Raw genomic sequence first — 26,758 nt, forward strand, 5'->3', positions numbered from 1 at the left:
GATAGCTAATATTATATTCTCTAACGATTGTTTAATAAGATTTCTTTCTATCAAGAGCCGCGCCAAAAAATTACGCAGCTAATCTAGAAACTATATTTAAACTGTATTTTAAACTCTAATCATCAGATTTTTTTCGCTTGTTAATATTAGCTAGCCCTAATATTCCTAAAAGCATGACTAAGCCTACACCACTCATTTCTTTAGAGATTTTTTCATCATCACCAGTCTTTGGTAAATCATTTCCAGATAAGGTTAGTGTTGAAGCAGATACTGGGCTAATTCCCAATGTAGAATCTACAATAGAGCCTATCGTTTTATCTGAAGTTTGTGCTGAATTCTCTCCTGATTCTCCAGTTTTTTTAGGGTTTTTCGTATTTCCAGAACCCTCTGAGGTCGTACTATTCTTGGTATAAGTAATGGGAGTGTCTTGCGTAGGATCATCTGGGATTGCTGGAGGTAAGTAACCTTGGCTCGGATCATTAGGGTCAACTGGGGTCAATGCTGTACCATCTGGTCCCTCTGGAGTATAACCTGGAACATAAGGAATCACGTTCGTTGGACTACCTGGTTGTGTCGGATTACTTGGATCATTAGGATAGATTGTCTCATCTGTGCTACCATCAGGATTAGTGACGACATAACTTCCTAATGGAGAGTAGACGTATGTTACTTGCGTTTCATCTTCTGATAAGGTACCACTAGCATTGGATGGAGTGTCGGTTAATACATAACCATCTACTACTGGAGCTGTCGTTGTATAAGCATCACCTACTCCCCCTGTTTGATGAGCGCTGGGTGCCACTTCATTGCCATTACCATCCACATAATTCGCAGTAACACTACTTTGATCTTGGGTATAAGTAATGGGAGTGTCTTGCGTAGGATCATCTGGGATTGCTGGAGGTAAGTAACCTTGGCTCGGATCACTAGGGTCAACTGGGGTCAACGCTGTACCATCTGGCCCCTCTGGAGTATAACCTGGAACATAAGGAATCACGTTCGTTGGACTACCTGGTTGTGCGGGATTACTTGGATCATTAGGATAGATTGTCTCATCCGTGCTACCATCAGGATTAGTGACAACATAACTTCCTAATGGAGAGTAGACGTATGTTACTTGCGTTTCATCTTCTGATAAGGTACCACTAGCATTGGATGGAGTGTCGGTTAATACATAACCATCTACTACTGGAGCTGTCGTTGTATAAGCATCACCTACTCCTCCTGTTTGATGAGCGCTGGGTGCCACTTCATTGCCATTACCATCCACATAATTCGCAGTAACACTACTTTGATCTTGGGTATAAGTAATGGGAGTGTCTTGCGTAGGATCATCTGGGATTGCTGGAGGTAAGTAACCTTGGCTCGGATCATTAGGGTCAACTGGGGTCAACGCTGTACCATCTGGCCCCTCTGGAGTATAACCTGGAACATAAGGAATCACGTTCGTTGGACTACCTGGTTGTGCGGGATTACTTGGATCATTAGGATAGATTGTCTCATCCGTGCTACCATCAGGATTAGTGACAACATAACTTCCTAATGGAGAGTAGACGTATGTTACTTGCGTTTCATCTTCTGATAAGGTACCACTAGCATTGGATGGAGTGTCGGTTAATACATAACCATCTACTACTGGAGCTGTCGTTGTATAAGCATCACCTACTCCTCCTGTTTGATGAGCGCTGGGTGCCACTTCATTGCCATTACCATCCACATAATTCGCAGTAACACTACTTTGATCTTGGGTATAAGTAATGGGAGTGTCTTGCGTAGGATCATCTGGGATTGCTGGAGGTAAATAACCTTGGCTCGGATCATTAGGGTCAACTGGGGTCAACGCTGTACCATCTGGTCCCTCTGGAGTATAACCTGGAACATAAGGAATCACGTTCGTTGGACTACCTGGTTGTGTCGGATTACTTGGGTCATTAGGATAGATTGTCTCATCTGTGCTACCATCAGGATTAGTGACAACATAACTTCCTAATGGAGAGTAGACGTATGTTACTTGCACAGGTCCATCTCCCGAGCTAATTGTTCCAGAGGCATTGCTAGGAATAGTCGTCAAGATATATCCTTCAACGACGGTTGCACTTGTATTATAACTGTTCCCAACCTCAACTGTTTGCACATTGCTAGATGCAAGTATGCTACCTGAAGAGTCTACATAATTAGTTGTAACAGTATCTGGAATAGAAAAAATTGTTGTTGTACTGGCAGTTCCATTTGCGCTAGTATAAGTATAAGTAACGGTATAGTTCCCACTCGTTGTAGGCGTATAATCTGTCGTTCCTTCGGGTAAAGTAGTCGTGTTTCCTGATGAGTCTGTTATAGTTACAACCATATCATTAGCTGGATAAGCGATTAGCTCTCCATTATCCTCACCTGTTACTTGTCCTCCCTGCGTTAAATCAATAGGTTTATTAATCACTGCAGTGCTCGTTATTGGGGCGGTAATTGCTGGAGGTGTTGCAATAATATCAAGTTCTGTCACATTATAGTTGGCTGACAGTGGTGTCGGAGAGGCTGGTGTAGCTATGACAGGAGCAACAACAGTAGGAACTACTACTGTTAAGATTGGAGGATTATAGGCTAATGCTGAAGACATCATCAGATGGTTTGTTTTATCGCTTCCCTCTCCTGTAGCATAAACAATCGTCCCAAAATAAAATGTAGGAGTAGAAGTTGTGAAATTAGCAAAGGAAACACCATATGTTTTAGCAAATGAATTTGAATCTGAATCGTTGGCACTAGGCAAATTAGAAGACCCACTGGGCACTCCGAAAATAATGTTTAATCCAGAAGGCAGTCCCAATGAGGAACCATCTACGTTTTCTGCTCCTATTCGTGCTGGATAATTTGAATCATTGGATAGAATTGCTCCCTTCGCATCAGCAGTTGTAATATATTCTGTCCCTCCGCTTATTACACTTAAAGAAGCTCCTAAAATAGACATCGTATTTAATTCATCTAAGGTTAAATTCTGCCCTGACTCAGGTCCCCCGACCAAGTATAAGAAATTTGAAAATTCCCAGAAAAGCCATTAGCCGTCATAAAGGTTATAAAGTTATATGATAGTGCCATAGTTGGATTTGAGTCTTGTGTTGCTCCTACCGTAAATGTCACTGTTGCACTAACCTCATTACCATTTAATGTACCAATATTACTCCATGATTTTGTGACTGTATCTCCTACTGTCAAGTCTGATACAATATAACCTGAAGCTCCCGCCATAGATGAACCCCAGCTTGTACCATATGATGATCCTGAGTCTGTTACAATCCATTTACCATCGCTACTAACTGTTCCTGTTCCAACTACTGCACCACCTGTAACTATGGGTGCACTGGAATCCATACCATTAGCATCTAGTACAAAGTTCTGGGACATTAGTGAACCTGTAGTTACTGTGAAAGATCCAACGGATGATGGATTTGTTGCGGCAACAGCTGAACTTAAATATGAACTAGCCGAACTGGCCTCCGAGGCAAGAGAGTTGATTGCATCAGACACTGCCGAAGAATAAATATTAGCATTTTCTGAAGCGACTGAAGCAACTTCAGATGCCGTAGCATCGCTACTCAGTGTAACATAGGAAGGAGAAATAACTTCATTACTAGTTGCGTAAGATATATTTTCAGTTGAAGCAATATTTGAGACCGCAGATTCAGCCAAAGATGCCGCAGATGAAACAGCGTTACTTGATTGATTTGCAACTGAACTTGCAGAAGTATTTGCAGATGAAATAGCACTAGAAACCTCAGCATAACTTGCATTGATTGAAGACTGTTCAGTAGCAATTGAAGCGATGCTTGAAGCTTGACTTGCAGAATCACTTGCCATTGAGCTAGCAATAGAACTCGCAACACTACTATCATCAGCTAAAGAAATTGTAACCGTAGAACTTGAAGAACTTAACACCACTCCAGCTGAACTGGCTGCTGAAACAGCCGAATTTAAATCATTGCTTGCAGATGATGTGACTGAACCAATGGATGATGCTAGACTATCTATATTGGAGTTAGGTGCAGCAGAACTAGAAACATCTGTAGGATTAGCTGGTTGCTCTACTGGAGAAGATGTATCCGCATAGACGTTTGTTACTCCTAAAGGAGAATTTATCTGAGATGCAATAATTCCCCCTCCTGCTAATATCGCTAATGCACTTGATGCATAAAGCCATGTTTTACCCCTCTTCCATGTCCGAAAATTGGTAAGCTTCACTTGTTTTTTATGTTGTATTTTCATAATTTTTGCCTTTCTTATAAATTTATAATAGTTTCTTCTCAATATGCTCAATACATTTATATTTTAGAGTATATTTATTACCGAACTACAGGGACAACAAAGATTTTCTATCTCTTCTCTCCTTTCTACCTAAGCTTTTGATACCTTTCTTGAAAAATATAGAATATAAAATTAAGTGTTACTCATTTATTTTCAACATTTAATTTTCTTTTTCTTCATACTGGAAATCCTATAATTAAAAAGATGTTTACGAAAAATATAAATTTTTCGTAAACATCTTTTTTGGGAATATGATTAAAAATATTTATATTTGATTTCTGAACAATAAAAACAGGCATTTGTGCGAAAAAAGAACAAAAATTCAAAAAAATTTAGTAAAACAGTTGATATTCTATAGAGTATTTTATATAATATAAGTAAACATTTCGTTAGATTAGCTTTTTAAAACCAACGAAAGTTTCAATTTGATGTCTTTTCGTGACTTAAAATGAAGTAAATATCCGAAAAATTTATATTTTTCGGAATACACTTTTTGTTTTTTGACGAATTAATCGGGGATTTATCATATATATTCTCTCTTTTTTTGTTTGAATCTTATTTAAAATCATTATTTTTAACAAAAAAGATTATAAAGTTTGACTGACCACTTAGACATAAAAATGATATGGTTTTAACAAAAATTTAATGGTTATAATTGGTATGATAGATAAAATTATCGGTTACTTGTTACTATGAATAAGAAAAACACTATTGGACCCTTTGAGTTCAATAGTGTTTTAATTTATCTTATTTCCTACCTTTGAATTATAATCACTTGTCCAATAAAATTAAGCATAAAAATATATGCTAGACTAAACCATTTTGACACCAAATATGAATATTTAGATTAAACATTGAAGAATTTTGGTTCTATAAATGTATTATTTAATGCAAATGATAAGTCTTCTGTTATAAATTAATCTCTACCAATTTTTATTGCGTATTTTCACTCTAACCCAGTAAGTCATCCTAAATCCTCTTTTATAGTTTGGCGACCAATTTTAATTCTCCATTAGTAACAACTTGATTTATTCGCAGATTATTGAGGTAACAAGTTCATCAAAAGTTAGAATTCTATTATTATTATTAATTTGTGTTAATAATTCACTCAACGCAAGAATTGTCATCGTTGTATCTGTTTTCGGATACTCTAAAATCCCGTAATTTGCTAAATTCAAATTCTCTTCTTTATCAGTCTGGATAATATTACCTCCCAAAAAAGACAAAAAGTTTCTCTTTTTGTCTTTTTTAAATATTAGGCAACTAATTTTCTTATACTTAGTTTAACTAATAATACTGTTACTTACCAACAAGTATATAGACTATCTGAGTCTATAGTTCCAACTGTCGAACATCGGAGTATTCAGGCTTACTATCAAATTCTTTTAAGGCAAATGGACATAATGGGTAGAGTTTTCTTCCTTCGCGTCGCGCTTTTTCAACGCCTTTTTCCACAAGCTTTCCAGCCAAACCTTGTCCTCTATAATCAGAATCAACTAAAGTATGGTTCACAATAAAATAAGAGTCACGATCTAACCAAGTCATCTCTCCGATTTCTTTTGTTCCATCCAATAGAACAAGTCGATGTTTTTCTTCTTTAAATTCCATCTTAGTCATCCTTTCTTATAAATTTTAGTGCACCACTTGGACAGGTGTTAATAATTTCTACATTACGCTGAGCTGTTTCGTTATCCGCAATAATCCAAGGTCTTCGTCCCACCTCATAGACATCCGCCGATCCTCTGACACAGAATCCTGCATGCTGACAGACTGACTGATTATAAAAAATATCAATGTCTTCTCCTGAATATTTTTTATATCCTCCTGCGATCAATTCTTCCTCTGTTACTTTTTGATTCTTCAAAAGAGTTCCATCCATAGATTACACCTCCTTCTTCACATTTTAGACTAATTTGGTGAACTTTGCAATGCACGATTATCAGCAAAAGTTATTTCTTCAATATCTCAAACATTTTGACCTGCGGTCCAGCAAGAGGAATTGCTGACAAATCTGTCAGCCACATTTTATCTGCTGACAGAAAATTTTCTGCAACTTCAAATTTTTCTTCAGGCACTGCTCTCATTATTGCAATATGCCATTTCTGATGGGAAAAAATATGAGTAAAATTTCCGATATATTCTGTTTTGGAAATCGTTTCCGGTAGATCCGGTAGATCCGGTAGATCTGGAAGTTTACTGACAGCTCCATCAGTAATGATTTGCCCAAACTCATTTTCTGTCAGTACTGACAAAGGAAAAGTCCACATATCAGCAAGCAAACCCGTCGCAGGGCGCTTTTCTAAATAATACTCTCCTAAAGAATTTTGCAATGCAACTGCCACAAAGTATAAATCTTTTTGCTTCAGCTTTTTTGTTTTCACTGGAAAATTCAGCGGAGTGCCGTGTGCATAAGCTTCACAGTAAACTCTAATTGGGCACACTTCACATTTCGCAATTTTAGGCGTACAAACTTTTGAACCCAAATCCATCAATGCTTGATTAAAATCACCTGGTCTGTCAGCACTGATTAATTTTCGTAAGTGCTGATCAAAAATTTTCCTCGAACCACTTTTAGAAATATCATTTGTCAGCTCAAAAAGACGACTTGTTACTCGCATCAAATTGCCATCAATTGCAGGTTCCGCCAAGCCAAATGAAATAGAAGCAATTGCAGCTGCTGTGTATGGTCCAACGCCTTTCAATGACAGAATATCTGTCAGTACTGATGGAAATATTCCCTCAAACTCTGTCATAATCTGCTGTGCAGCCAGCTTTAGATTTCTCGCCCTTGAATAATATCCTAAACCTTCCCAGAGCTTCAATAACTCCGCATCATTGGCTACTGCAAGAGTGGCTACATCTGGATATTTTTTCATAAAACGTTCATAATAAGGCATCACGGTTTCTACTTGTGTCTGTTGCGACATTATCTCCGAAATCCAAATATTATAAGCATTTGTCGTTTCTCGCCACGGTAATGGCTTTTTATTTTCATCATACCAAGCTAACAGATTCTCATTAAACTTTTTTATATTTTTTTCTGACAGATTCATAAAGTTAATTATAACAAATCTTTTAATAAAAAATCAGCTTTCCAAGCTGATTTTCATTGTCTAAATCATTAACTTTATCAAAATAAGTCTTGACTTCATTGGTTGCTAACAGGAGGTTCAGTATCTTTTATGCTATTTACCAAAGTACTCTTTACTCGCTCTGCAACTTCATAAGGTATGCCGGCTTCAGCTACTTCTTGTACTGTTGCTTCTTCAATTGCCTTTAAATTTTTAAAATTCATTAACAATTTCTGTTTACGTTTTGGACCAAGTCCTGCAATTCCGTCTAATCTACTAGAAAAAGTATTTTTACCGCGGAGTTGTCTATGAAAAGTTATCGCAAAGCGGTGAACTTCATCTTGAATTCGAGTCAAAAGGAAAAACTCCTGCGATTGTCGAGATAAAGGAACTACCATAAGTGGCTCTCCAAAAAGCAATTCACTTGTTTGGTGCTTGTCATTTTTCTGCATCCCAGCAACAGGAATTTGCTCCAAGCCCAACTCTCGTAAGACTTTCTTAGCAATATTAACTTGACCGCTCCCTCCATCCATCGCAATTAAATCAGGAAGTTCCGTTCCTTCACGCAAAGCACGACTATATCTACGCGTCATCACTTCCCGCATAGAAGCATAGTCGTCTGCGCCGACTACTGTTTTAATCTTATACTTTCGATAATCCTTCTTAGAGGGCTTTCCATCAATAAATACCACCATTGCAGAAACAGGCGAAGTTCCCATAATATTGGAATTATCAAAACTTTCAATTCTACTAGGCTTCGGAATACCAAGGATTTTTCCTAGATTTTCTACCGCACCAGTCGTCTTCAAAATATCACGCTCAGCAACATCAAATTTCAATTGTAATTGTGTTTGTGCATTTTTAGTAGCCATATTAACCAGTTGTTTCTTCTCACCCCGACTTGGCTGGATAATTTTTGTGGCAACTACCGCTTCAACTGATTCCTTATCAATATTTTTAGGAACAAAAACTTCTTTTGGCAGCATATGATTATTTTCTCGATAAAACTGACCAATATAAGTTAGAAAATCTTCTTCAGCATCATTATAATATGGGAACATATTAACATCGCGCTGAATGAGTTTACCCTGTCTGACAAAAAAGACTTGCACACACATCCAACCTTTATCTACATAGTAACCAAATACATCGCGGTCTTTAAGGTCATGATTCATCACACGCTGCTTCGTTCTCAATGTACCAATTGACTTGATAACATCTCGATATTCAGCGGCTTGCTCAAACTCCATTTTACCTGATGCAGCAAGCATTTTTTCTTCAAGCTCATTTATAATTTTCTTATCATCACCCGTCAAAAATTCTTTGACTTCCTGTGTCATATCTTTATACACTTGTGGATTCACATGATTTACTACGGGACAAAGACATTGATGAATATGAAAATAAAAACATACTTTTTTCTCATTTAATCCGCATTTTCGAAATGGAAAAATTCTGTCTAGTAAACGTTTAACTTCATTTGCCGCCTTAACATCTGGATAGGGTCCAAAATAAGTTGCACCATCCTTCTGCACTCTTCGTACAACAATTAACCGAGGATATTTTTCGTTGGTAATCTTCAAAAAAGGATAGTACTTATCATCCTTAAGCATAATATTATACTTAGGTTTATAGCGTTGTATAAGATTGATTTCAAGCACTAGTGATTCAATATTAGAGCCAACTACAATCCACTCTAAGTCATCAATCTCAGAAACTAATAATTCTGTCTTTGTATTATGTGAGCCATGAAAATATGACCGTACTCTATTTTTAAGATTTTTAGCCTTACCAACATAAATGACCGTTCCATTTTTATCTTTATGTAAATAACAACCTGGACTATCAGGCAATAGTTCCAATTTTGCTTTTATCGTTTGATTCATTTTTCTATTATACCAAATTGTCCAGTTTAACGATACAAAAAAAGACGCTCTCGCGTCTTCTTGAGGATATTTTTGAATTTTTTATTACAAATCGTTAATATCGAAGTCTTCGCCGAGGAAGTCAGCAAGTGAGAAGCCTTCTTGTGTTTCTGGCAATTCGTATGAAGGTTTAGCTGCTTTGCGTGGTGCGCGTGGTTTGCGTTCACGTTTTTCACCGTCATTGTCGTTATTACGAGCTGGACGAGCTGGTGCTTCTTCAAGTGCCTTGATAGAAAGTGAGATACGTTCTTCTTCAGGTTTTACGTCAAGAACTTTTACGTTCACAACTTGACCAACTTTAAGAACGTCTTTTGGATTTTCAACGCGTTCCCAAGAAATTTGTGAAACGTGTACAAGTCCTTCAACACCTGGATAAAGTTCAACGAAAGCACCGAAGTCAGTCAAACGTTTAACAGTACCTTCAACAGTTGAACCAACTGGAGCTTTTTCTTCAACTTGTTCCCATGGTCCAGGTTGAGTTGCTTTAAGTGAAAGTGAAAGACGACCAGCTTCTGGGTCAAGTTTCAAAATTTTAACGTTAACAACATCACCAGGTTTAACTGCATCTGATGGACGTTTGATACGGCTATGGCTCAATTCAGAAACGTGAACCAATCCGTCAATACCACCGAGGTCAACAAAGGCACCAAAGTTAGTTACACGCGAAACTGTACCTTCAACAATATCACCTTCTTGAAGTTGTGCAAAAGCTTCTTTACGAGCTTCGATTGCTTCAGCTTCAACTACAGCACGACGGCTGAGGATGAAACGGTTTTCTGAAGCGTTAACTTCGATGATTTTAGCTTCAATTTCTTCGCCGACAAATTTCTTAGTGTCTTTTACAAAGTAAGTGTCAATCATAGATGCAGGGATAAATCCACGTACACCGTTATAGTCTACTGAAAGGCCGCCTTTAACGTCTTTAGTAACTTTAACTGTTACGACTTCACCTTCTTTGCCTTCCAGTTGAGTCCAAGCTTTACGAGCTTCAAGACGTTTCAATGAAAGGAGATATACGTTTGCACCTTCTGCTTCTTTACCAACGATTTGTTTAATTACGAGTAAGTCAAGAACATCACCAGGTTTAACGAATGTATTGATATCAGCATCGCGGTCGTTAGTGATTTCGCGAAGTGTAAGGACACCTTCGACACCAGTTCCTACGATAGCAACAGTTGCTTGCCCGTTTTCAACTGTAAGGATTTCGCCCTTAACGACGTCACGTACTTTAACGTCTCCAACGCTGTTTAATAGTGTTTCAAATTCGTTCATTTGTAAAAAAAATTCCTCCAACAATTTGGCTGGCACACAGCCTTATGAAGTATTATAACATAAAAAATCGCATAGGGAAAGCATTTTCCTTATTTTATTGTAAATTTTATTATAATAAATATATTATGATTTTTATCCTGTTGAAAATAAGGGAAAAATCTACAATTCTTTGCGATAACATACGTTATTCTTTAATTCTTCTTCGCTTAATATTGTTTGCGAAAATAATAGTCTATCTCTTGTCTGATCACTTGGGTCATGCGAACCAGAATAGTCAATTTCACCTGTCTTGGTTCTCACTGGAATAACCACTCCCTTAGGATAAAAATAGAGCTGAGCAGTGTTGCGGTGGGAGTTTTCAGATTGCGTTTTCAAATAAAGGGTATCCTCCGCTGTTCTACCACCAAAACTTAGGAAATACCGCTTTTCTTTTACAAGAAGTATTCCCCCATCTACCGTTAATCCAGCGAGTGTCTTTTTAGTATCATTTTTCCAAACTCCTTGTAAAGCTGAATAATTACCATTTTCTAACTGTTTATATTCTAATTCTCGAATCTCACCGTCTGTGTAATCAACTCGATGAATGAGAGAATCATGAGAAATTTTTTCTGCTTTTTGGATTTGTTTATTATTTACAATAACTCCTAAAACACTCGGAATCATCACTATTAAACCTAGCATTAAAATGATTTTCACTGTTATTTTCATTATTTACTTTCCTTTAATATTAGAAATAAATTATAAAATAATTATAACATCATCATTTTTAATTTCCTAATGAAATCTTTTAGAGCTTTTATCAAAGCATCAAAAAACCGAAGCCTTTTAGAACTTCGGATTTTACTCTTTTGATTTATTGGTATTGCATTACTTTATTATCTTTGTAGGCAAAATCAATCATAGCTCCACCGAGACATTCTGCCCCATCATAAAACACAACGGCTTGACCAGGAGTGATTGCGCGTACTGGTTCATCAAATTCAACAGTAGCTTTATCGCCGTTAATGTGAATAGTCACACCTGTATCTGCTTGGCGGTAGCGGAATTTTGCTGTGCAGTGCATATCAAATTTTTCTGGCATCTCATGTGTGAAACTGAGGTTACTTGCTTCTAAACTTGTTGAATAAAGATGTTCGTGATGAAAACCTTGTCCAACATAGAGGGTATTTGTTGAGAGGTCTTTTCCAACAACAAACCATGGGTCAGAAGTTAATTGGCCGTGTTGGCCACCAATCCCCAAGCCGCCACGTTGCCCAATAGTATAATACATCAAGCCTGCGTGCGTTCCCATTTCAACACCGTCAAGTGTCATCATTTTTCCGCTCGTCGCTGGAAGGTAATTCGTCAAAAATTCTTTGAAATTCTTTTCGCCAATAAAGCAAATCCCTGTGGAGTCTTTCTTTTTAGCTGTTGCAAGTCCTGCTTTTTCTGCTATTTTACGAACTTCAGGCTTTTCTAAATGTCCCAAGGGAAACATTGTTTTTTTAAGTTGTTCTTGCGAAAGTTGACTTAAAAAATAGGTTTGGTCTTTATTATTATCCGCTCCTCTGAGCATATGAACCGTTCCGTCTTCATCTGTGTGAACTTGCGCGTAGTGCCCTGTCGCTACATAGTCAGCGCCAAGATCCATTGCATAATCAAGAAAGGCTTTAAACTTGATTTCTTTGTTGCACATGACGTCTGGATTAGGTGTGCGTCCTGCACGATATTCGGCAAGGAAATATTCAAAAACACGGTCCCAATATTCTTTTTCAAAATTGACAGAATAGTAGGGAATTCCGATTTGGTCGGCCACTGCTGCTACATCTTTGTAGTCCTCTGTTGCCGTACAAACACCATTCTCATCGGTATCATCCCAATTTTTCATGAAGACTCCAATGACGTCATAGCCTTGTTCTTTGAGAAGTAGTGCTGTGACTGAGCTGTCCACGCCGCCTGACATTCCAACGACGACACGAGTTTTACTGTTATCCATTAAATTTCACCATCTCTTTCTATTTTGATTTTACAAAATATCAGTTGAAGGCTGACTTTTGTGGTAACTTTCAGTTGAAGGCTGAAGTTAATAGGTAACTGATTAATTATAATTGATTTTAGGAAAATTGTAAATATGTTCACTTCAAAAATTATTCTTTAAGTAAGTGGATAGAAACGTCAGTCTGTTTAAAGTCTAGCCATTGAATCAACCAGCTCTACGCTTCTTTGAATTGGGGTATGGTATAATAATTTTATGATTGAACATACTGAAAATCCTTTAATTTTTAATACTGCTATTGGCGCTAAAAAGCGAGTGGAGACAATTTTACCTCCGACAAATTATTGCCCTTTTTGCGATGTAGAGCAGCTTACTAATATTTTACGAACAGAGCGCAACAAAATTTGGTTGAAGAATAAATTTCCGACGATTGAAAAGGCTTTGATGACTGTGATTATCGAATCTGATAAACATTTAGGAGATGTTTCTACTTACTCTTTAAGTGAAAATCGGGAAGTTTTTCGTTTCGGTTTTGACTGTTGGGATGAAATGATCAAATCTGGTGATTTTCGCTCTGTATTGATGTTCAAGAATTTTGGTCCACATTCTGGTGGAACTTTGCGACATCCGCATTTACAAGTGGTTGGATTGCATGAGTTAGATGGCTATGAGCAAATCTCTCCTGAACATTTTGAAGGGATCGAAATCAAGAAAAATGGGTTGACTGTGACCTTGTCTACTCGTCCTGTCATGGGCTTTGTTGAGTTTAATGTCATCATTTCAGAACTTGAGAATGTTGAAAAACTTGCGGATAGCGTGCATGAAATCACAAGTTATTTGATGACGGACTATATGGATGGTCGATGTGATTCTTATAATCTGTTTTTCCATCATTTTAATGGAAAATATATTTGTAAAATTGTTCCTCGTTTTATTACTTCTCCTTATTTTATCGGTTATAAGATTGCTCAGGTCAATAAATTAGAAAAACTTGAAGAAATTGCTGATGAGATTAAAATAAGATTGGAAAAATGAGATTGACAGTTCTGTCAGTAACTGACAGGATGTTTATCCACATTTTTAAAATTATTATTCAATCGCTTAGGACTGACAGTTTTTTGTCAGTATTTTTTCTCCGTCAGCACTTGTATAACTAGGGTTTAGAGTCAAAGCACAAAAAATCAAGTGATATTTTTCAACATTTCTTACCAAGCATATTCACATCTTGGTATAACTGAGTTCGTACGATTAGAAATGAATGAAAAAGATGAACCTCACGAGATTTTCTATTTTTCAACATTTCTTGCCAATCGTACTCACATCTTGGTATACTATAAACATGAAGTTTATCAAAAATAATAAATGGGCATTGCTTGCAAGTTTCATTCTTCCACTTCTATTAGTGGCAGTGGGTCTTGCTATGACTGGAATTTACTGGGGCAGTGGCAGGTCTATTTTGGCTGGAGATGCTTATCATCAGTATGTCGCCATTCATTCTCTTTATCGAAATATTCTACATTCTGGCGGTACGCAGGGATTTTTATATACCTTCACAAGTGGGCTAGGATTAAATCTTTATGCTTTTTCCGCTTATTATATGGGGAGTTTTTTCATGCCCCTCACATTTTTCTTTAATGTTCATAATATGCCAGATGCTTTATATCTGATTACCCTTTTAAAATTTGGTTTTATTGGTTTGTCAGCTTTTGTTAGTTTCAAAAATATGTATAAAAAGCTGTCAATAATGATGGTAGTTGCTGTCAGCACTTCTTTTGCACTGATGAGTTTTTTAACTTCACAACTTGAAATTATCATGTGGCTTGACGTTTTCATCTTACTCCCTCTAGTCATTTGGGGATTACATCGAATGATGGATACTGGTCATCGGTGGTTATATTTTGTCACACTTCTCATTTTATTCATTCAAAATTATTATTTTGGATTTATGGTTGCGCTCTTCCTTGTTCTTTATTTCTTGGCTCGAAACCTAGCAAAGTGGTCTTGGAAAAAGACCTTTGATTTTGTGATTACATCAGGATTAGCAGGCTTTTCTAGTCTTATCATGTTACTGCCAATGTATCTTGATTTAAAGGCAAATAATTCTGATGCGTTATCAGTGCTGACAGGAACTTTCACAGACAATTCTCATCCATTAGACATTTTTGCTAAGAACTTTGTTGGCTCTTATGATACGACTCAATTTTCTGCTGTACCAATGATTTACGTTGGTATGATGCCATTTGCGCTTGCTATTCTCTTCTTTTTTACGCGTTCAGTGCGGTTTAAAACAAAGCTGGCTTATCTTGGAATTCTTGTATTCCTTATTGCTTCTTTTTACTTACAAGTTTTAGATTTATTTTGGCAAGGGATGCATTCTCCCAATATGTTTTTGCACAGATATGCCTTTTTGTTTAGTCTGATTATTGTATTGATGGCTTTAGAAAGCCTTGTCAGATGGCATGAATTTAAAACTTGGTGCATTATTTTACTGACAGCTTTTCTGTCAGTAGGATTTCTTGCCACAGTTATGTTTGGCAACTATAAATACCTTGAATCCAGTCCTGTCCTTTTGACTTTTCTCTTTGGATTAGCCTATTTCATCTTATCTATGAGTTCCATTAGAAATTGGATTCCCTCTCATCTGTTTGTTATTATTCTCTCAATTTTTATGATTATTGAAAGTGGTATTAACAGTTTATATCAGATTCAAGGTGTTCAAAAAGAATGGAATTTCGCCAGTCGCGAATACTACAATACTCAGGTCAAACTCCTCAGTCCGATTGCTAAAGAAATCCAGAATCTGACTGGAACAACATTTGCCAGAGCAGATAACACAACACCAGACACCGCTAATGATGGCATGAAGTATGGATTTAATGCCATCTCACAATTTTCATCAGTGCGAAATAGCAATTCTAGTAGAGTCATGCGGGAACTCGGTTTTCACACTGATGATACTTTTTTAAACCTACGCTACCCTGGTAACACGCTCTTAATGGATTCTCTGTTCGGTGTCGCTTATAACATCAATCAATTTCAGCCCGATAAATATGGATTTTCTCTTGTGTCTACTGACAAAAACCTGTCGTCACTGACAAAGAATCGTTTGGTACAAAGTCTTGGAATTTTCGTCCCAGGCGGTTTTAAAAATGCTCAACTTTCAACTTCCGATCAGACATCAGACATTATAAAAAATCAAACCAACTTTCTGTCAGCACTGACAAAAACAAAATCACCTATTTTTAAAGAATTTTACACGACAAGTGAGCATACAGATGATAAAATCACAGGATATAGTAACTCAGTCACGCTGACGCGCAAGAAAACATCAACTGTAACAGACGTCTCGGTCACTTATGGCATTACTGCACCCGCTCATAGTCAAATTTATCTGTCCGTTCCAAATATCAGCTATATCAGTGACTCCGCGACAAATACAATGATTAGCGTCAGCTCAAGTAGTCAAGGTGTAACACATTCTTTGGCAAATTATTACGTTGGCACAAATGATACTGGTCGCTTTTTTAATCTAGGTGCTTTCTCAAATGCTACTCCCCTCAAAGTGACGCTTTCATTCCCAGAAAATTCACAAGTGAGCTTTGATACAACATCATTTTGGAGCTTAAATACACAACTCTACACAACCGAAATGAATAAACTAAGAGCACATAGCCCACAAGTACAACTCATCAAAAATGGTGCAAAATTAGCTTATTCTGAAAAAGAAACTGGTGATATCTTCCTTACCGTTCCTTATGATAAAGGTTGGAGTGCCCAGATTGACGGTAAAACAATCAGTATCACCAGAGCGCAAAATGGCTTCAGCAAAGTCCATGTTCCCGCCGGAACACATACCTTGACTTTGCACTTTTTCCCACAAGGCTTGAAAGTAGGTATTATTTGCTTTATCAGCGGAATTTTGTTATTTATAACATATGACCATATTGCTAAGAAAAGCAGAAAATCAGGAGGTTCAAAAAGATGAAAACTAAATCACTCATCCCAGCCGTACTCGGCATCTGTGTTGCTCTCGCTATCCCTGTAAGTTACTCATTAAAAACCAAGTTTATTGAAGTTAAATTCAGTAAAGGCGGGTTATTGAATCCAGAATTATACAATAAGAAAAGTGTTGATTAATCAACACTTTTTATTTTTACTTTAGTCAGTAACAATGAATTCAAAATCACAGAAACAGAGGATAAACTCATTGCAGCGGCCGCAATCATTGGATTTAACAAACCAAAAGCCGCCAGTGGAATTCCAATAATATTATAGACAAAAGCCCAAAAATAATTTTGCTTAATCTTCATCATCGTTCTTTTTGACACTTCAAAAAATGATAACAATTTGTGAAGTTGACCACCAATAACTGTCACATCTCCTGCTTTCATCGCAATGTCAGATCCTGTAGCCATCGCCAGCCCAATAGTTGCCGAAGATAGCGCAATCGCGTCATTGATTCCATCACCAACCATCATAGATTGTGGTGTTTTTTGCACGATCTCTGCTTTTTGTTCTGGTGACAATCCTGCGCTCACTTCATCAAGTTTTACAATTTCTTGAATTTTACGAGCTGACACTTTGTTATCCCTGTCAGCATCACCGTTCTTAATCCTTGCTTGCGAAGTCTATCAATGACAGCTACACTCTCTGCTTTTACAGTGGAGGCAAATGTTGCAACAGCAAGCAGCTGCGTTTCATTCGCTAGATAAATCACTGTATCCTCCGTTTCAAAAGGAATTGTCAAATTCAAATCATTTATTAACTTATCGTTACCTGCAAAATATTTTTGACCATCAATTTCTGCTGACAAACCTCGTCCAGCGATTTCTGTCAGTGCTGACAACTCGTACAATTCTCCGTCAAATTGAATGGATTGTGCTAATGGATGATTAGAATGCGCTTCAAGACTTGCAAGGATTTTAAAAGCATCACTACCATTCAAATCTCCAGAAAATTTACTGACGAAAGCTTTTGATTTTCTGTCAACGTTGACAAAACTTTTGTCAACAGCTGATTGTACTCTAAAATCAGTTAATTCAAAATCTCCAGTCGTAATTGTACCCGTTTTATCAAAAAACACCGTTCCAATCATTCCTGCAAGCTCCAAAGCATTTGTATTTTTTATCAATAAACCATTCTTAGCCGCCAAGCCCGTCCCAGAAATAATCGCTGTTGGAGTCGCTAACCCCAAAGCACATGGACACGCAATCACCAACACCGCTACCGAATGCATAATCGCTGTCAACAACACTCCACCTATCAGCCAAGTTGCGATAAAAGTCACCAGAGCAATTCCAAGTACAATTGGCACAAAAATTCCCGAAATTTTATCCGCCAATTTTTGAATATTTGGTTTAGAACCTTGTGCCTCGCTCATCATCTCTACCATTCGAGAGATTGTCGAATCATTCAAATCATGCACAACAACAGCTTTAATCTCACCATCCAGATTAATTGCGCCTTCAAAAAGTACATCATCATCTGCTTTCACAACAGGCAATGACTCCCCCGTCAAATGACTTTCATCAAAAGAAGCTTTACCCGATAAAATCATTGCATCCAGTGGCACTTTCTCACCTGGAAGTATTTTGATAACATCACCAGTTTTGACCTGCTCAATTTCAAGGTCTCCATCCATCGTATGCACCAGTTTTGAACGGGTAGACATCAACCCAGTGATAGCAGAACTTGTTTTTTCTTTAGCATTTTGCTCAAGGAGTTTTCCCATCACCACTAAAGTAATAATTACCATCGAAGACTCAAAGTTCAACGCATTTTTCTGTCCCATAAAGACAGCCAAAATCAAACTTGAAAAATAAGCAACAGATGTTCCTAACGCAACCAAAACATCCATATTTGCTGACTTATTTCGTAGAGCATGATAGGCGCCTACATAAAAACGACTTCCCACAACAAATTGCACAGGTGTAGCCAAAATCAACTGTAACACCGGATTATGCAAAAACATGACCCAAGCCAAATCATGAAGTCCAAATATTGAAGCAAACATTGCAATCACCAGTGGTAAAGTCAAAACCACTGCTCCCCAAAAAGAATAACGCAGATTTCTCGCTTTTCTAGCCACCTCTTGAGCAATTTTTTCCTGATGCGCTTTATCATTTACAATCGCCCCATATCCAGCTTTTTCAACCAAAGCAATGATTTCTGCATCAGACATCGATTCATCCGAAACCACTTTTGCTTTCTCTGTTGCCAAATTTACTGTCGCCTCAGTAACTTTCTCTGAAGCATTCAACGCTTTTGAAACTGTGTTAACACAATTTGCACAAGTCATTCCTGTAATAACAAAACTCTGACTTCTCATCTCATAAACCTGAATTCAAACCACTTTACATCAATAAGATAAGTGAATCCAAACCCCTTCCTTTAAATCTTTTTATCACTCAAGCACATAGACACCGCCAACTTCATTGCAATGCTATTTGACGATTTATGTAAACCATTTTCGCACCCATCGCTACACTTCAAGAAAATCAATGATTTTCTCAACATCTTAAAGCAGTAACTTCAAAATCCATCTCATCATAATTTTTGAAAAAATTAAAGATGAACTATTATAAAAATCAAGAACAAATTGACATCACAACTTCGCTTCACGCCATGACATACCAAGTATGATTAGTATCCTATCATCCCAAAATTCTAAAATGGACAAATACTACACCTTATAGTTTACAATTGTAAACGAATTTTGTCAAGTATTAATACAAAAAATCATCTTCATTAAAATAATGAAGATGATTTTGTTATTATCGAGCGAAACTAGATTTTGGGGATTATTTCATTCCAACTATTTTAACAAACTTGCTCTCCCCACAAATTAATTGACTTCCTAATCCTAAGAAAAATCAAACATAAATTATTATAAATTTACTTTATAACCTGCTTCAGTTACTGCAGCGCTCATTGCTTCAAGGGTTGCAGGAGTATCAAATTTCACCAAAGCTTCATTTTTCTTTAAAGAAACCTTTGCTTTTGCCACTCCCTCAACTGATTCCAATGCTTTGGTTACGTGCATTACACAATGTTCACAAGTCATACCTTCAATTTTCAATGTTTCTTTCATCGTCATAATTTACTTCTCTCTTCTAATTATTAACCGGCTATCTTATCTTTCCAAACACACACTCACTGATAATTCTATAATTATCATACAGCAATTTGTTCATGTTCATGTTCATGTCTACAAGCGCAAGTTCCCGTTGTTTCCAAGCAGTTACAGTGCTTAATATCTACAACTTCTTTGGCCTCAAGTGCTGTTTTCAGCAACTCAACATCTTGGGCAGTTAAAGTTGACTTTTCAATCATATCTTTTAACACATTCACATGTTTCGTAGCACAAACTTTTTCCAAAAGCCCATCTGCCATAAGATTGATTGCTGTACACTCTTCCATCAAAGGTCTATAAACAAACTTACGTCCCTCTTTCTCGGTACTCAGCATTTCTTTTTTTACTAAGCGACCAAGCAAAGTTTTTACTGTTGCAATAGACCAATCTAAGTCTTGCGGAATTTGTCTATAAATCTCATCGACCCTTGCTTCCTCCAAAGACCAAATCACACGCATCACAATCAATTCTGCATTGGATACATTAAATTCTACGTCATTCATTTTGGCTCTCCTTTCCTGCAAGAGCTGAGTTCAACTCTATTATTATATTCTACTAAATTTTCTTTACCTTTGATAAAAAATCAAAAATAATGAATCACGTGATGTAAAACACATCATTTTAGAGTCAATTTACAATTGATTTGATTAAAATATAACTCCAAATTGACAGTGAATCAAAAACTTTAATGACCATAATATCTCAGCTTCAGGCACTAATAATAAAATCTTATAGGATATCTAAAGCAGAACTACTATAAAAATTGAACTCAATTCTATTTTCATTTTTATAGTACAAGTTTACAATTGTAAACAAAAAAAGTCAAGTAATATCTCTCATTATCAATAAAATCAATATCATCTATTCATATGGCAACGACTCAACATTACGACATACCCACTAACTCTCTTCAATTCATGCTAGCTCACTCAAAACAATAGGATGTTTAGAGTGAGTATTTAAAGTAGACCTAACATACATCTCGAATTTGATTCCTCTAAATCATATAACAAAAAGTCCCTATTAGTTAAACCAGTCCACGAAAACTGATTAATTCTTATCTTCACCAAAAATTTCGGCCATGATACGTCTTCCTGTAGGAGTTTGAGCTAGACCTCCTTCAGCAGTCTCACGGAAAGCAGTTGGTAAAGTTCGTCCAACATTATACATCGTATTAACAACCTCATCCACTGGAATCATTGTTTTTATACCTGCTAAGGCCATATCAGCAGAAATCATAGCTTGAGAAGCACCCATCGCATTTCGATGCACACATGGTATCTCAACTAAACCAGCGACAGGGTCACAAATCAACCCTAGCATATTTTGCAATACCAGAGCAATAGCAAAGCCAGCCTGTTCAGCAGTACCACCAGCAGCTAAAACTAAAGCAGCCGATGCCATCGCTGAAGCTGAACCCACCTCAGCTTGACAACCGCCCTCAGCTCCTGAAATAGTCGCATTATTTGCAATAGCTAATCCAAATGCACCTGCTGCAAATAAAAACTCAATCTGATTTTCGTGTGTCAAAGAAAGTTTAGCCGTTGCAGCCGTCAATACTCCAGGTAAACAACCTGCCGAACCTGCAGTTGGAGTCGCACAAATTAACCCCATTTGCGCATTTACCTCATTTACCGCCACAGCATCTCTTGCTGCACCTAAGATAATATCACCTGACAAAGCTTTTCCCGAAAGGATATACTCATTCATTAATTTTGCATCTCCTCCAGTCAAACCTGTTAAAGATTTTTCTCCAAGCAAGCCTTTATCAACAGAATTAAGCATTATCTCCAAATTTCGTTCCATCAGTTCCCAAATCTGTTTACGCTCTCTTCCCGTTTGCTCCATCTCTATGGCAATCATTAGTTCTGTTACAGAGGAGTATTCTTTAGAATCCTCAATCAATTCTGCAATATTTTTAAACATCTCTATTATTCCTTATCATTTACGCTATCTTCAATCACAAGCACCATCACAAACTACTAGTTGAAAAAGTTCACGGCATGAAGACGTGGAATAGACTTCATTTCTTCGATTACCTCTTCCACATTTGGCGTGTCTACTTCAAGAATCATGATGGCTTTTTCACCTCTTGCTTCTCGAGTAACATTCATTTGAGCAATATTTATTCCGTGTTCGGAGAGAACACTTGACACTTTAGCAATCATCCCAGGTACGTCTTCATGAATGACGACAAATGTAGGAACTCCTGCGGAAATTGCAATATCAAAGCCATTTAATTCTGTCACTTGAATCATCCCACCACCAATGGAAATCCCTGTTACTGTCATTGTCCGCTCACCTTTTTTAGCAATTAAACGAGCCGTATTAGGATGTTCTGCTCTGTCTTCTGGATGAGGAACATAACTTATCTCCATCCCTTGTTCATAAGCAATCTGTGGTGCTTGGGGTAATCGTTCATCATCAGTGTCCATTCCCAAAACCCCAGCAACTAACGCAACATCTGTTCCATGTCCCCGATAGGTTTTAGCAAATGATTCATAGAGATGAATTTCTAATTTTTCAGGAAGTTCACCAAAAATAGAGCGCACAATCTTACCTATACGCGCTGCTCCTGCTGTATGTGAGCTGGAAGGCCCAATCATCACAGGCCCAATAATATCAAAAACACTTTTATATCTAAAATTATCCACTTCATCACCATTTTCTGAATTTTTATCTCCAAATATCATACCATAAATTTGAGTGATTTTCAGTCGTAGAAAAAGCGACTCCGAGGAGTCGCTTAAATCTAAAGATTACAAGATTAACGTCCTTTGTAAATAGAACGTGATTTACCATACCATAACTGTCCAAGCCATTTTTGAAGCCATGGTTGAATCCATCTATCAAGACCAAATGCACGACCTGAACCATTCATGAGGGCAATCGCAACTGGAATATACCAAAGTGATACCCAAGTCAACATACCAGTCGTTGCAAACATCAAAGTCAAACCAGCTGTTGCTGCAGAAGCAATAAATGTGAAAGCACCTGCAATGATAGCTAAGGCAAGAAGCAATTCAACGATTGACATGATACGTTGCAACCAAAGCGCTACTTCGTAATTTGGTACGAAGACTTTCATGATAGGTTGCATCCAGTGAGGCACACCTGCTGTTGTCGTTTTTGGCATTGTACCGTATTCGTAAGTCAAGCCCCAAACGTGTTTAACACCATTTGCATCTGTTGTAGTACGGAAAATACTGTCCCAGAATCCAACGTGTTGTGCTGCTGCATGAGTAGCTCCACTACCACCAGCTGCAGTAGTTGCTCCAGCCGCTGCATCTGCTACTGCTTTGGTTGTTGAGCTAGCAGCAGAACTTGTAGCTCCAGCTGCTGCATCTGCTGCTTTTGCAACAGGCTTTTCAAGCCAGCCTCCGTTTGATTTCAAGAATGTGGAAATTTTTACAGTATTTCCCATCCACGATTGATCAGAATTACCGAATACTTTTGGTACAGCATCAAGCAACCAAATCAATCCGTAGAACAAACGAAGCGGAAGTGACCAAAGAACATTACCACGACGTGAAGCGTGACCGCGCATAAAGTTACGGTTATCTTCTGTACGGAATACCTCATTCAAAGCGTAACGCCAGAAATAGTGAGCAGAGCGAAGTTGCAATGTATAGATGAAGTAGACAATATTTTTCATCATCATTGCCCAGAAACCTGTCAAACGAGCATTTCCGATTTTAGCAACACCCCAAGCTGAACCAACAGAAACCATTGTTCCTTGGTATTTGCTTGTATGTTTTTGTTTGCTTGTACCATTGATATCAGCAATAATGTTTTTAGCTGCTGTACCTGCTGTTTGTTCTGCAGCTTCAACGATTTGTGGTGTAGGACGACCTGTTTCTGGTTCAATATATCCTGACACGTCACCAGCAACGAAAACGCCTTGTCCTTCAAAACCAACTGCTTCCATGAATTCATTAGCTTGAAGACGATGACCGCGTTCTGTTTCATTTAGATTTGTTTTAGCTGCTGTATTTCCTTGAACTCCTGTTGTCCAAATCAAAGTATGTGTTGGAATTTCTTTAGCAACTTTTTCTTCGTCACGTCCACCAACATTGACTTTGATATGATCTTGTGCAACTTCAACAATACCATGATTTGTCAACACATGAACATTTTTCTTTTCAAGGTAAGCATGGGCTTTATCGGCTTGTTTACGGTCCAAAGTATTAAGAATGGTTGGCATCATTTCAACAACGTTAATCGTGATTTCTTCTTCAGGAATCTTCCAATCTGTTGAAACTTTTTTACGCCAGTCAATCAATTCACCTGCCATCTCAATCCCAGTAAAACCAGAACCTGCAACAGAAATAGTCAAAAGAGCGCGACGTTTTTCATCATCAACTTCAGTAGAGCCATATTGTACAACTGTTTCCAATTGACGTTTAATTTTCATCGCATCTTCAAGCGACCAAAGTGTGAAGCCGTGTTCTTTGACCCCTGGTACACCAAAGTCATTTGGTTCTCCACCGAGAGCAACGATGACGTAGTCATATTCGTAGCTACCATGTTTTGTGATGACTTTTTTGTTTTCTTTGTCAAGGCTGACAACAGAATCCGTTACAATGCTAACATTCTTGCGTTTCCCTAAAAGTTTTTGGAAATCGTATTGAACTGTTGTAAAAGGCACACGCCCTGCCGCAACTTCATGAAGCTGTGTCATCGTAGTGTGATAGCTATGCTTGTCAATCAAAGTGATGTTTGCAGTTGCCTTAAGCTTTTTAGAAAGCTCACGTGTTGCATGAACCCCAGCAACCCCACCACCGATGACTACGATTTTTTTCTTAGTCATTTTAAAATCAGTCTCCTAATAGTGATATAATAATAATGTCAGAGACTATTATATCCTTTTTATAGCAATTTGTAAACTATTACACAAGAAAAATCTTCTAATAAATCTAATTAGAAGATTTTTCATTTTTATTCATATTTACCTGATTTTTTTGTGAGTTTAAGAGATTAAATCGTTCCTTTGTGGAAGAGCTGGTCATTGATGTACTTGAAGAAATAATGACCTGAACGAATTTCAAAAGTATAAACGAGATAAACCATATGTTTCATAAACGTCGCAGAAAAACCACTTAATTTTGATTTCCCAACTGTTCCGACAGCGTAATTTGAACCGATCGATACTAAAGTTCCTCGATAATTTCCTTCAAACTTCGCTTTCTCTCCGCCTTTGATAGCTGCAATAATATTTTTAGCTGCTGTACTTCCTGTTTGCTCTGCTGCTTCTGCAATCTGCGGTGTTGGTCGTCCATTTTCTGGAACGATGTATCCTGATACATCTCCTGCCACATAAATTCCTTGATTTTCATCTCCTACGGCTTCCATAAACTCGTTGGCTTGAAGTCGATGCCCACGTTCTGTTTCAGCTAATTTACAGCCTTCTGCTTCCGTATTTCCTTGAACACCTGTCGTCCAGATGAGCGTGTATCCTGCAATTTCTTTGGTTACTTTTTCTTCATCACGTCCACCGACATTTACTGTGATATTATTCTTTGAAACAGCTGTAATCCCATGATTTACAAGAACATTGATGTTCTTATTTTGTAGATAAGCCAGTGCTTTGTCTGCCAGACTCCGATCCAAGATATTCATAATCGTCGGCATCATTTCTACAACGTTAATCGTAAATTCTGATTCAGGAACGTTGTATTTTTTAGAAACTTTTTTACGCCAGTCAATCAGTTCACCTGCCATCTCAATACCTGTAAATCCTGAACCTGCGATGCTGAAAGTCAATAAAGCTTTGCGTTTTTCTGGATTCGTTTCTGACTTTGCAGCTTCAACCATTTTTTTCAATTGAGCTTTGATTTTCAAGGCATCTTCAAGTGACCATAGGGTGAACCCATATTCTTTTACACCAGGTACTCCAAAATCATTGGGTTCTCCACCCATTGATACGATAATGTAGTCATAATCGTAACTACCTTTGACAGTGATTGCTTTTTTATTTGCTTTATCGAGTTCTACAAGACTGTCTTTAACTAATTTTACATTATCAAACTTTCCGATTGTTTGACTTAATTGGTATTGTACGGCATCAGGTTCAACACGGCTTGCTGCAACTTCGTGAAGCTGAGTCATTGATGTCTGAAAATCATGTTTGTCAATAACCGTAATTTCTGCTTCATTTTTAAGTGTTTTTGCCAACAGACGTGTTGCTGATACACCAGCAAATCCTGCACCTACAACAACTATTTTTTTCTTAGCCACTTTTATTTGGCCTCCTACTAATAATTAATAAAGTCAAAGATATTATACACTTTATTAATTAAAATACACACTTTGTTGTTTATAAATTTAGATTTCCAAAAAAGCTAGAAAAGAAAAAGCCGTATTGTCACGACTTTTGTGTGTTACTCCTCTGAGTAATTTTGCATGACCTGACCTTCAGTTACACCAAAACATTTTGTAAAAGGAAGGATGTATTCAATATCCTCAATGTTTTTGTTTTTCATCACAGTGATTCTGCTCATACCTTGATGGACTTCTACTGTAATTTTGTGATTATTGTCAATAAAGAAGTGAACATTATCACAGGCTCCGTGGTGAATGCTTACTCCAAGGATTTTCCCATCATGCAGTTCACAGGTCTGAGCTCCGTGCAAATAACCGTCAACAATGAGCTTCATCACCGCGCTTTCTACTTTAGGACTGGTGTTTGAAATTTCCTCAATATGTGGATGGTCATTTTCTGGTATTTCCATTCTTTTATGTCTCATGAAACACCTCCTCTCTCTTATTACTTCTATTTTATCAAGTTTTTTAATTAGAACAAAATGAGATACAAATTAATTTTTACTTATTAATTTTTAAACTATGATTATCATTCAACGAATTGATATTGTTTTATAAACTTTAGAACACAGAAACATACAAATACTGCTTGTCATTACTTATTTCAAACTGATCAAAGTTTGCTTTAGATGTATCAGCACTATTACTATGAATCTGCGAAGATAAAGTCAACCTTAACTCCAAAAAGTATTTTAGAGATTAAACAGTATGAGTTCATCTACTAAGCTGAACTAGTAGAATTTGGCTGATAAGTTTGATAAAATAAAGTTGA

At 37.3% G+C, this 26,758-nt stretch carries 19 protein-coding genes and 2 pseudogenes; 3 read left to right on the forward strand and 18 right to left on the reverse strand.

Going from position 1 to position 26,758, the window contains the following annotated elements; translation table 11 throughout:
- Nucleotides 1–115 precede the first annotated feature (115 nt).
- The 10 genes from D7I46_RS05495 to mnmA all read right to left on the reverse strand — a co-directional run bounded on the left by D7I46_RS05495 (nt 116) and on the right by mnmA (nt 12,533).
- Complete coding sequence (locus tag D7I46_RS05495; RefSeq protein WP_120771982.1) at nt 116–2,959, reverse strand: MucBP domain-containing protein; 2,844 nt, start codon at nt 2,957–2,959, stop codon at nt 116–118.
- A gap of 20 nt (nt 2,960–2,979) precedes the next feature.
- A complete protein-coding gene (locus D7I46_RS05500; protein WP_120771983.1) occupies nt 2,980–4,251 on the reverse strand; it encodes a KxYKxGKxW signal peptide domain-containing protein in 1,272 nt (423 codons plus the stop codon).
- A gap of 1,067 nt (nt 4,252–5,318) precedes the next feature.
- A complete protein-coding gene (locus tag D7I46_RS05505) occupies nt 5,319–5,516 on the reverse strand; it encodes a hypothetical protein (RefSeq protein WP_120771984.1) in 198 nt (65 codons plus the stop codon).
- Between the two features lie 106 nt (nt 5,517–5,622).
- Nucleotides 5,623–5,898: a GNAT family N-acetyltransferase gene (locus D7I46_RS05510; RefSeq protein WP_120771985.1), complete on the reverse strand. Its 276-nt coding sequence runs from the start codon at nt 5,896–5,898 to the stop codon at nt 5,623–5,625.
- 1 nt (nt 5,899) lies between these two features.
- Entirely contained in the window at nt 5,900–6,169 is a 270-nt protein-coding gene (locus D7I46_RS05515; protein WP_120771986.1) for a (4Fe-4S)-binding protein, read from the reverse strand.
- Nucleotides 6,170–6,239: 70 nt separating this feature from the next.
- Complete coding sequence (mutY, locus tag D7I46_RS05520; RefSeq protein WP_120771987.1) at nt 6,240–7,343, reverse strand: A/G-specific adenine glycosylase; 1,104 nt, start codon at nt 7,341–7,343, stop codon at nt 6,240–6,242.
- Nucleotides 7,344–7,438: 95 nt separating this feature from the next.
- Complete coding sequence (gene uvrC / locus D7I46_RS05525) at nt 7,439–9,247, reverse strand: excinuclease ABC subunit UvrC (RefSeq protein ID WP_120771988.1); 1,809 nt, start codon at nt 9,245–9,247, stop codon at nt 7,439–7,441.
- An 84-nt stretch (nt 9,248–9,331) separates the two neighbouring features.
- On the reverse strand, nt 9,332–10,558 hold the full coding sequence (rpsA, locus tag D7I46_RS05530; RefSeq protein ID WP_120771989.1) for a 30S ribosomal protein S1: 1,227 nt from the start codon (nt 10,556–10,558) through the stop codon (nt 9,332–9,334).
- Between the two features lie 159 nt (nt 10,559–10,717).
- On the reverse strand, nt 10,718–11,266 hold the full coding sequence (locus D7I46_RS05535) for a hypothetical protein (RefSeq protein WP_120771990.1): 549 nt from the start codon (nt 11,264–11,266) through the stop codon (nt 10,718–10,720).
- 145 nt (nt 11,267–11,411) lie between these two features.
- Nucleotides 11,412–12,533 (reverse strand): tRNA 2-thiouridine(34) synthase MnmA, encoded by a 1,122-nt coding sequence (gene mnmA / locus D7I46_RS05540; RefSeq protein ID WP_120771991.1) that lies wholly within the window; start codon nt 12,531–12,533, stop codon nt 11,412–11,414.
- A 255-nt stretch (nt 12,534–12,788) separates the two neighbouring features.
- Between mnmA and D7I46_RS05545 the strand changes: the two genes are divergently transcribed.
- From D7I46_RS05545 to D7I46_RS13265, 3 genes are all read left to right on the forward strand, one after another.
- Nucleotides 12,789–13,568, forward strand: a complete 780-nt coding sequence (locus D7I46_RS05545; RefSeq protein ID WP_120771992.1) for a DUF4931 domain-containing protein — start codon at nt 12,789–12,791, stop codon at nt 13,566–13,568.
- A 304-nt stretch (nt 13,569–13,872) separates the two neighbouring features.
- Nucleotides 13,873–16,518: a YfhO family protein gene (locus tag D7I46_RS05550; RefSeq protein WP_120771993.1), complete on the forward strand. Its 2,646-nt coding sequence runs from the start codon at nt 13,873–13,875 to the stop codon at nt 16,516–16,518.
- Nucleotides 16,515–16,670, forward strand: coding sequence for a hypothetical protein (locus D7I46_RS13265; protein ID WP_162930840.1), 156 nt, complete (start codon nt 16,515–16,517; stop codon nt 16,668–16,670). The genes D7I46_RS05550 and D7I46_RS13265 overlap by 4 nt, the downstream gene beginning before the upstream one ends.
- On the opposite strand, the pseudogene D7I46_RS05555 reads toward D7I46_RS13265, so the two are convergent.
- The 8 genes and pseudogenes from D7I46_RS05555 to D7I46_RS05590 form a co-directional block, all read right to left on the reverse strand.
- Nucleotides 16,667–18,861: pseudogene (locus D7I46_RS05555) on the reverse strand (heavy metal translocating P-type ATPase). The gene D7I46_RS13265 and the pseudogene D7I46_RS05555 sit on opposite strands and share 4 nt — an antisense overlap.
- 558 nt (nt 18,862–19,419) lie before the next feature.
- The gene (locus D7I46_RS05560; protein WP_120773299.1) at nt 19,420–19,623 is read right to left on the reverse strand and encodes a heavy-metal-associated domain-containing protein; all 204 of its coding nucleotides are present in this window, start codon (nt 19,621–19,623) and stop codon (nt 19,420–19,422) included.
- An 83-nt stretch (nt 19,624–19,706) separates the two neighbouring features.
- Nucleotides 19,707–20,168, reverse strand: a complete 462-nt coding sequence (locus tag D7I46_RS05565; protein ID WP_120771994.1) for a CopY/TcrY family copper transport repressor — start codon at nt 20,166–20,168, stop codon at nt 19,707–19,709.
- A gap of 547 nt (nt 20,169–20,715) precedes the next feature.
- Entirely contained in the window at nt 20,716–21,591 is an 876-nt protein-coding gene (gene sdaAA / locus D7I46_RS05570; protein ID WP_120771995.1) for an L-serine ammonia-lyase, iron-sulfur-dependent, subunit alpha, read from the reverse strand.
- A gap of 56 nt (nt 21,592–21,647) precedes the next feature.
- On the reverse strand, nt 21,648–22,319 hold the full coding sequence (sdaAB, locus tag D7I46_RS05575) for an L-serine ammonia-lyase, iron-sulfur-dependent subunit beta (protein WP_120773300.1): 672 nt from the start codon (nt 22,317–22,319) through the stop codon (nt 21,648–21,650).
- Between the two features lie 113 nt (nt 22,320–22,432).
- Nucleotides 22,433–24,475, reverse strand: coding sequence for an NAD(P)/FAD-dependent oxidoreductase (locus D7I46_RS05580; RefSeq protein WP_120771996.1), 2,043 nt, complete (start codon nt 24,473–24,475; stop codon nt 22,433–22,435).
- 185 nt (nt 24,476–24,660) lie between these two features.
- Nucleotides 24,661–25,902, reverse strand: a pseudogene (locus D7I46_RS05585) (NAD(P)/FAD-dependent oxidoreductase); the annotation flags it as partial.
- 143 nt (nt 25,903–26,045) lie between these two features.
- The gene (locus D7I46_RS05590) at nt 26,046–26,411 is read right to left on the reverse strand and encodes a hypothetical protein (protein ID WP_120771998.1); all 366 of its coding nucleotides are present in this window, start codon (nt 26,409–26,411) and stop codon (nt 26,046–26,048) included.
- Nucleotides 26,412–26,758 lie beyond the last annotated feature (347 nt).

This window comes from Lactococcus allomyrinae (genome assembly GCF_003627095.1).
GTDB lineage: Bacteria > Bacillota > Bacilli > Lactobacillales > Streptococcaceae > Lactococcus > Lactococcus allomyrinae.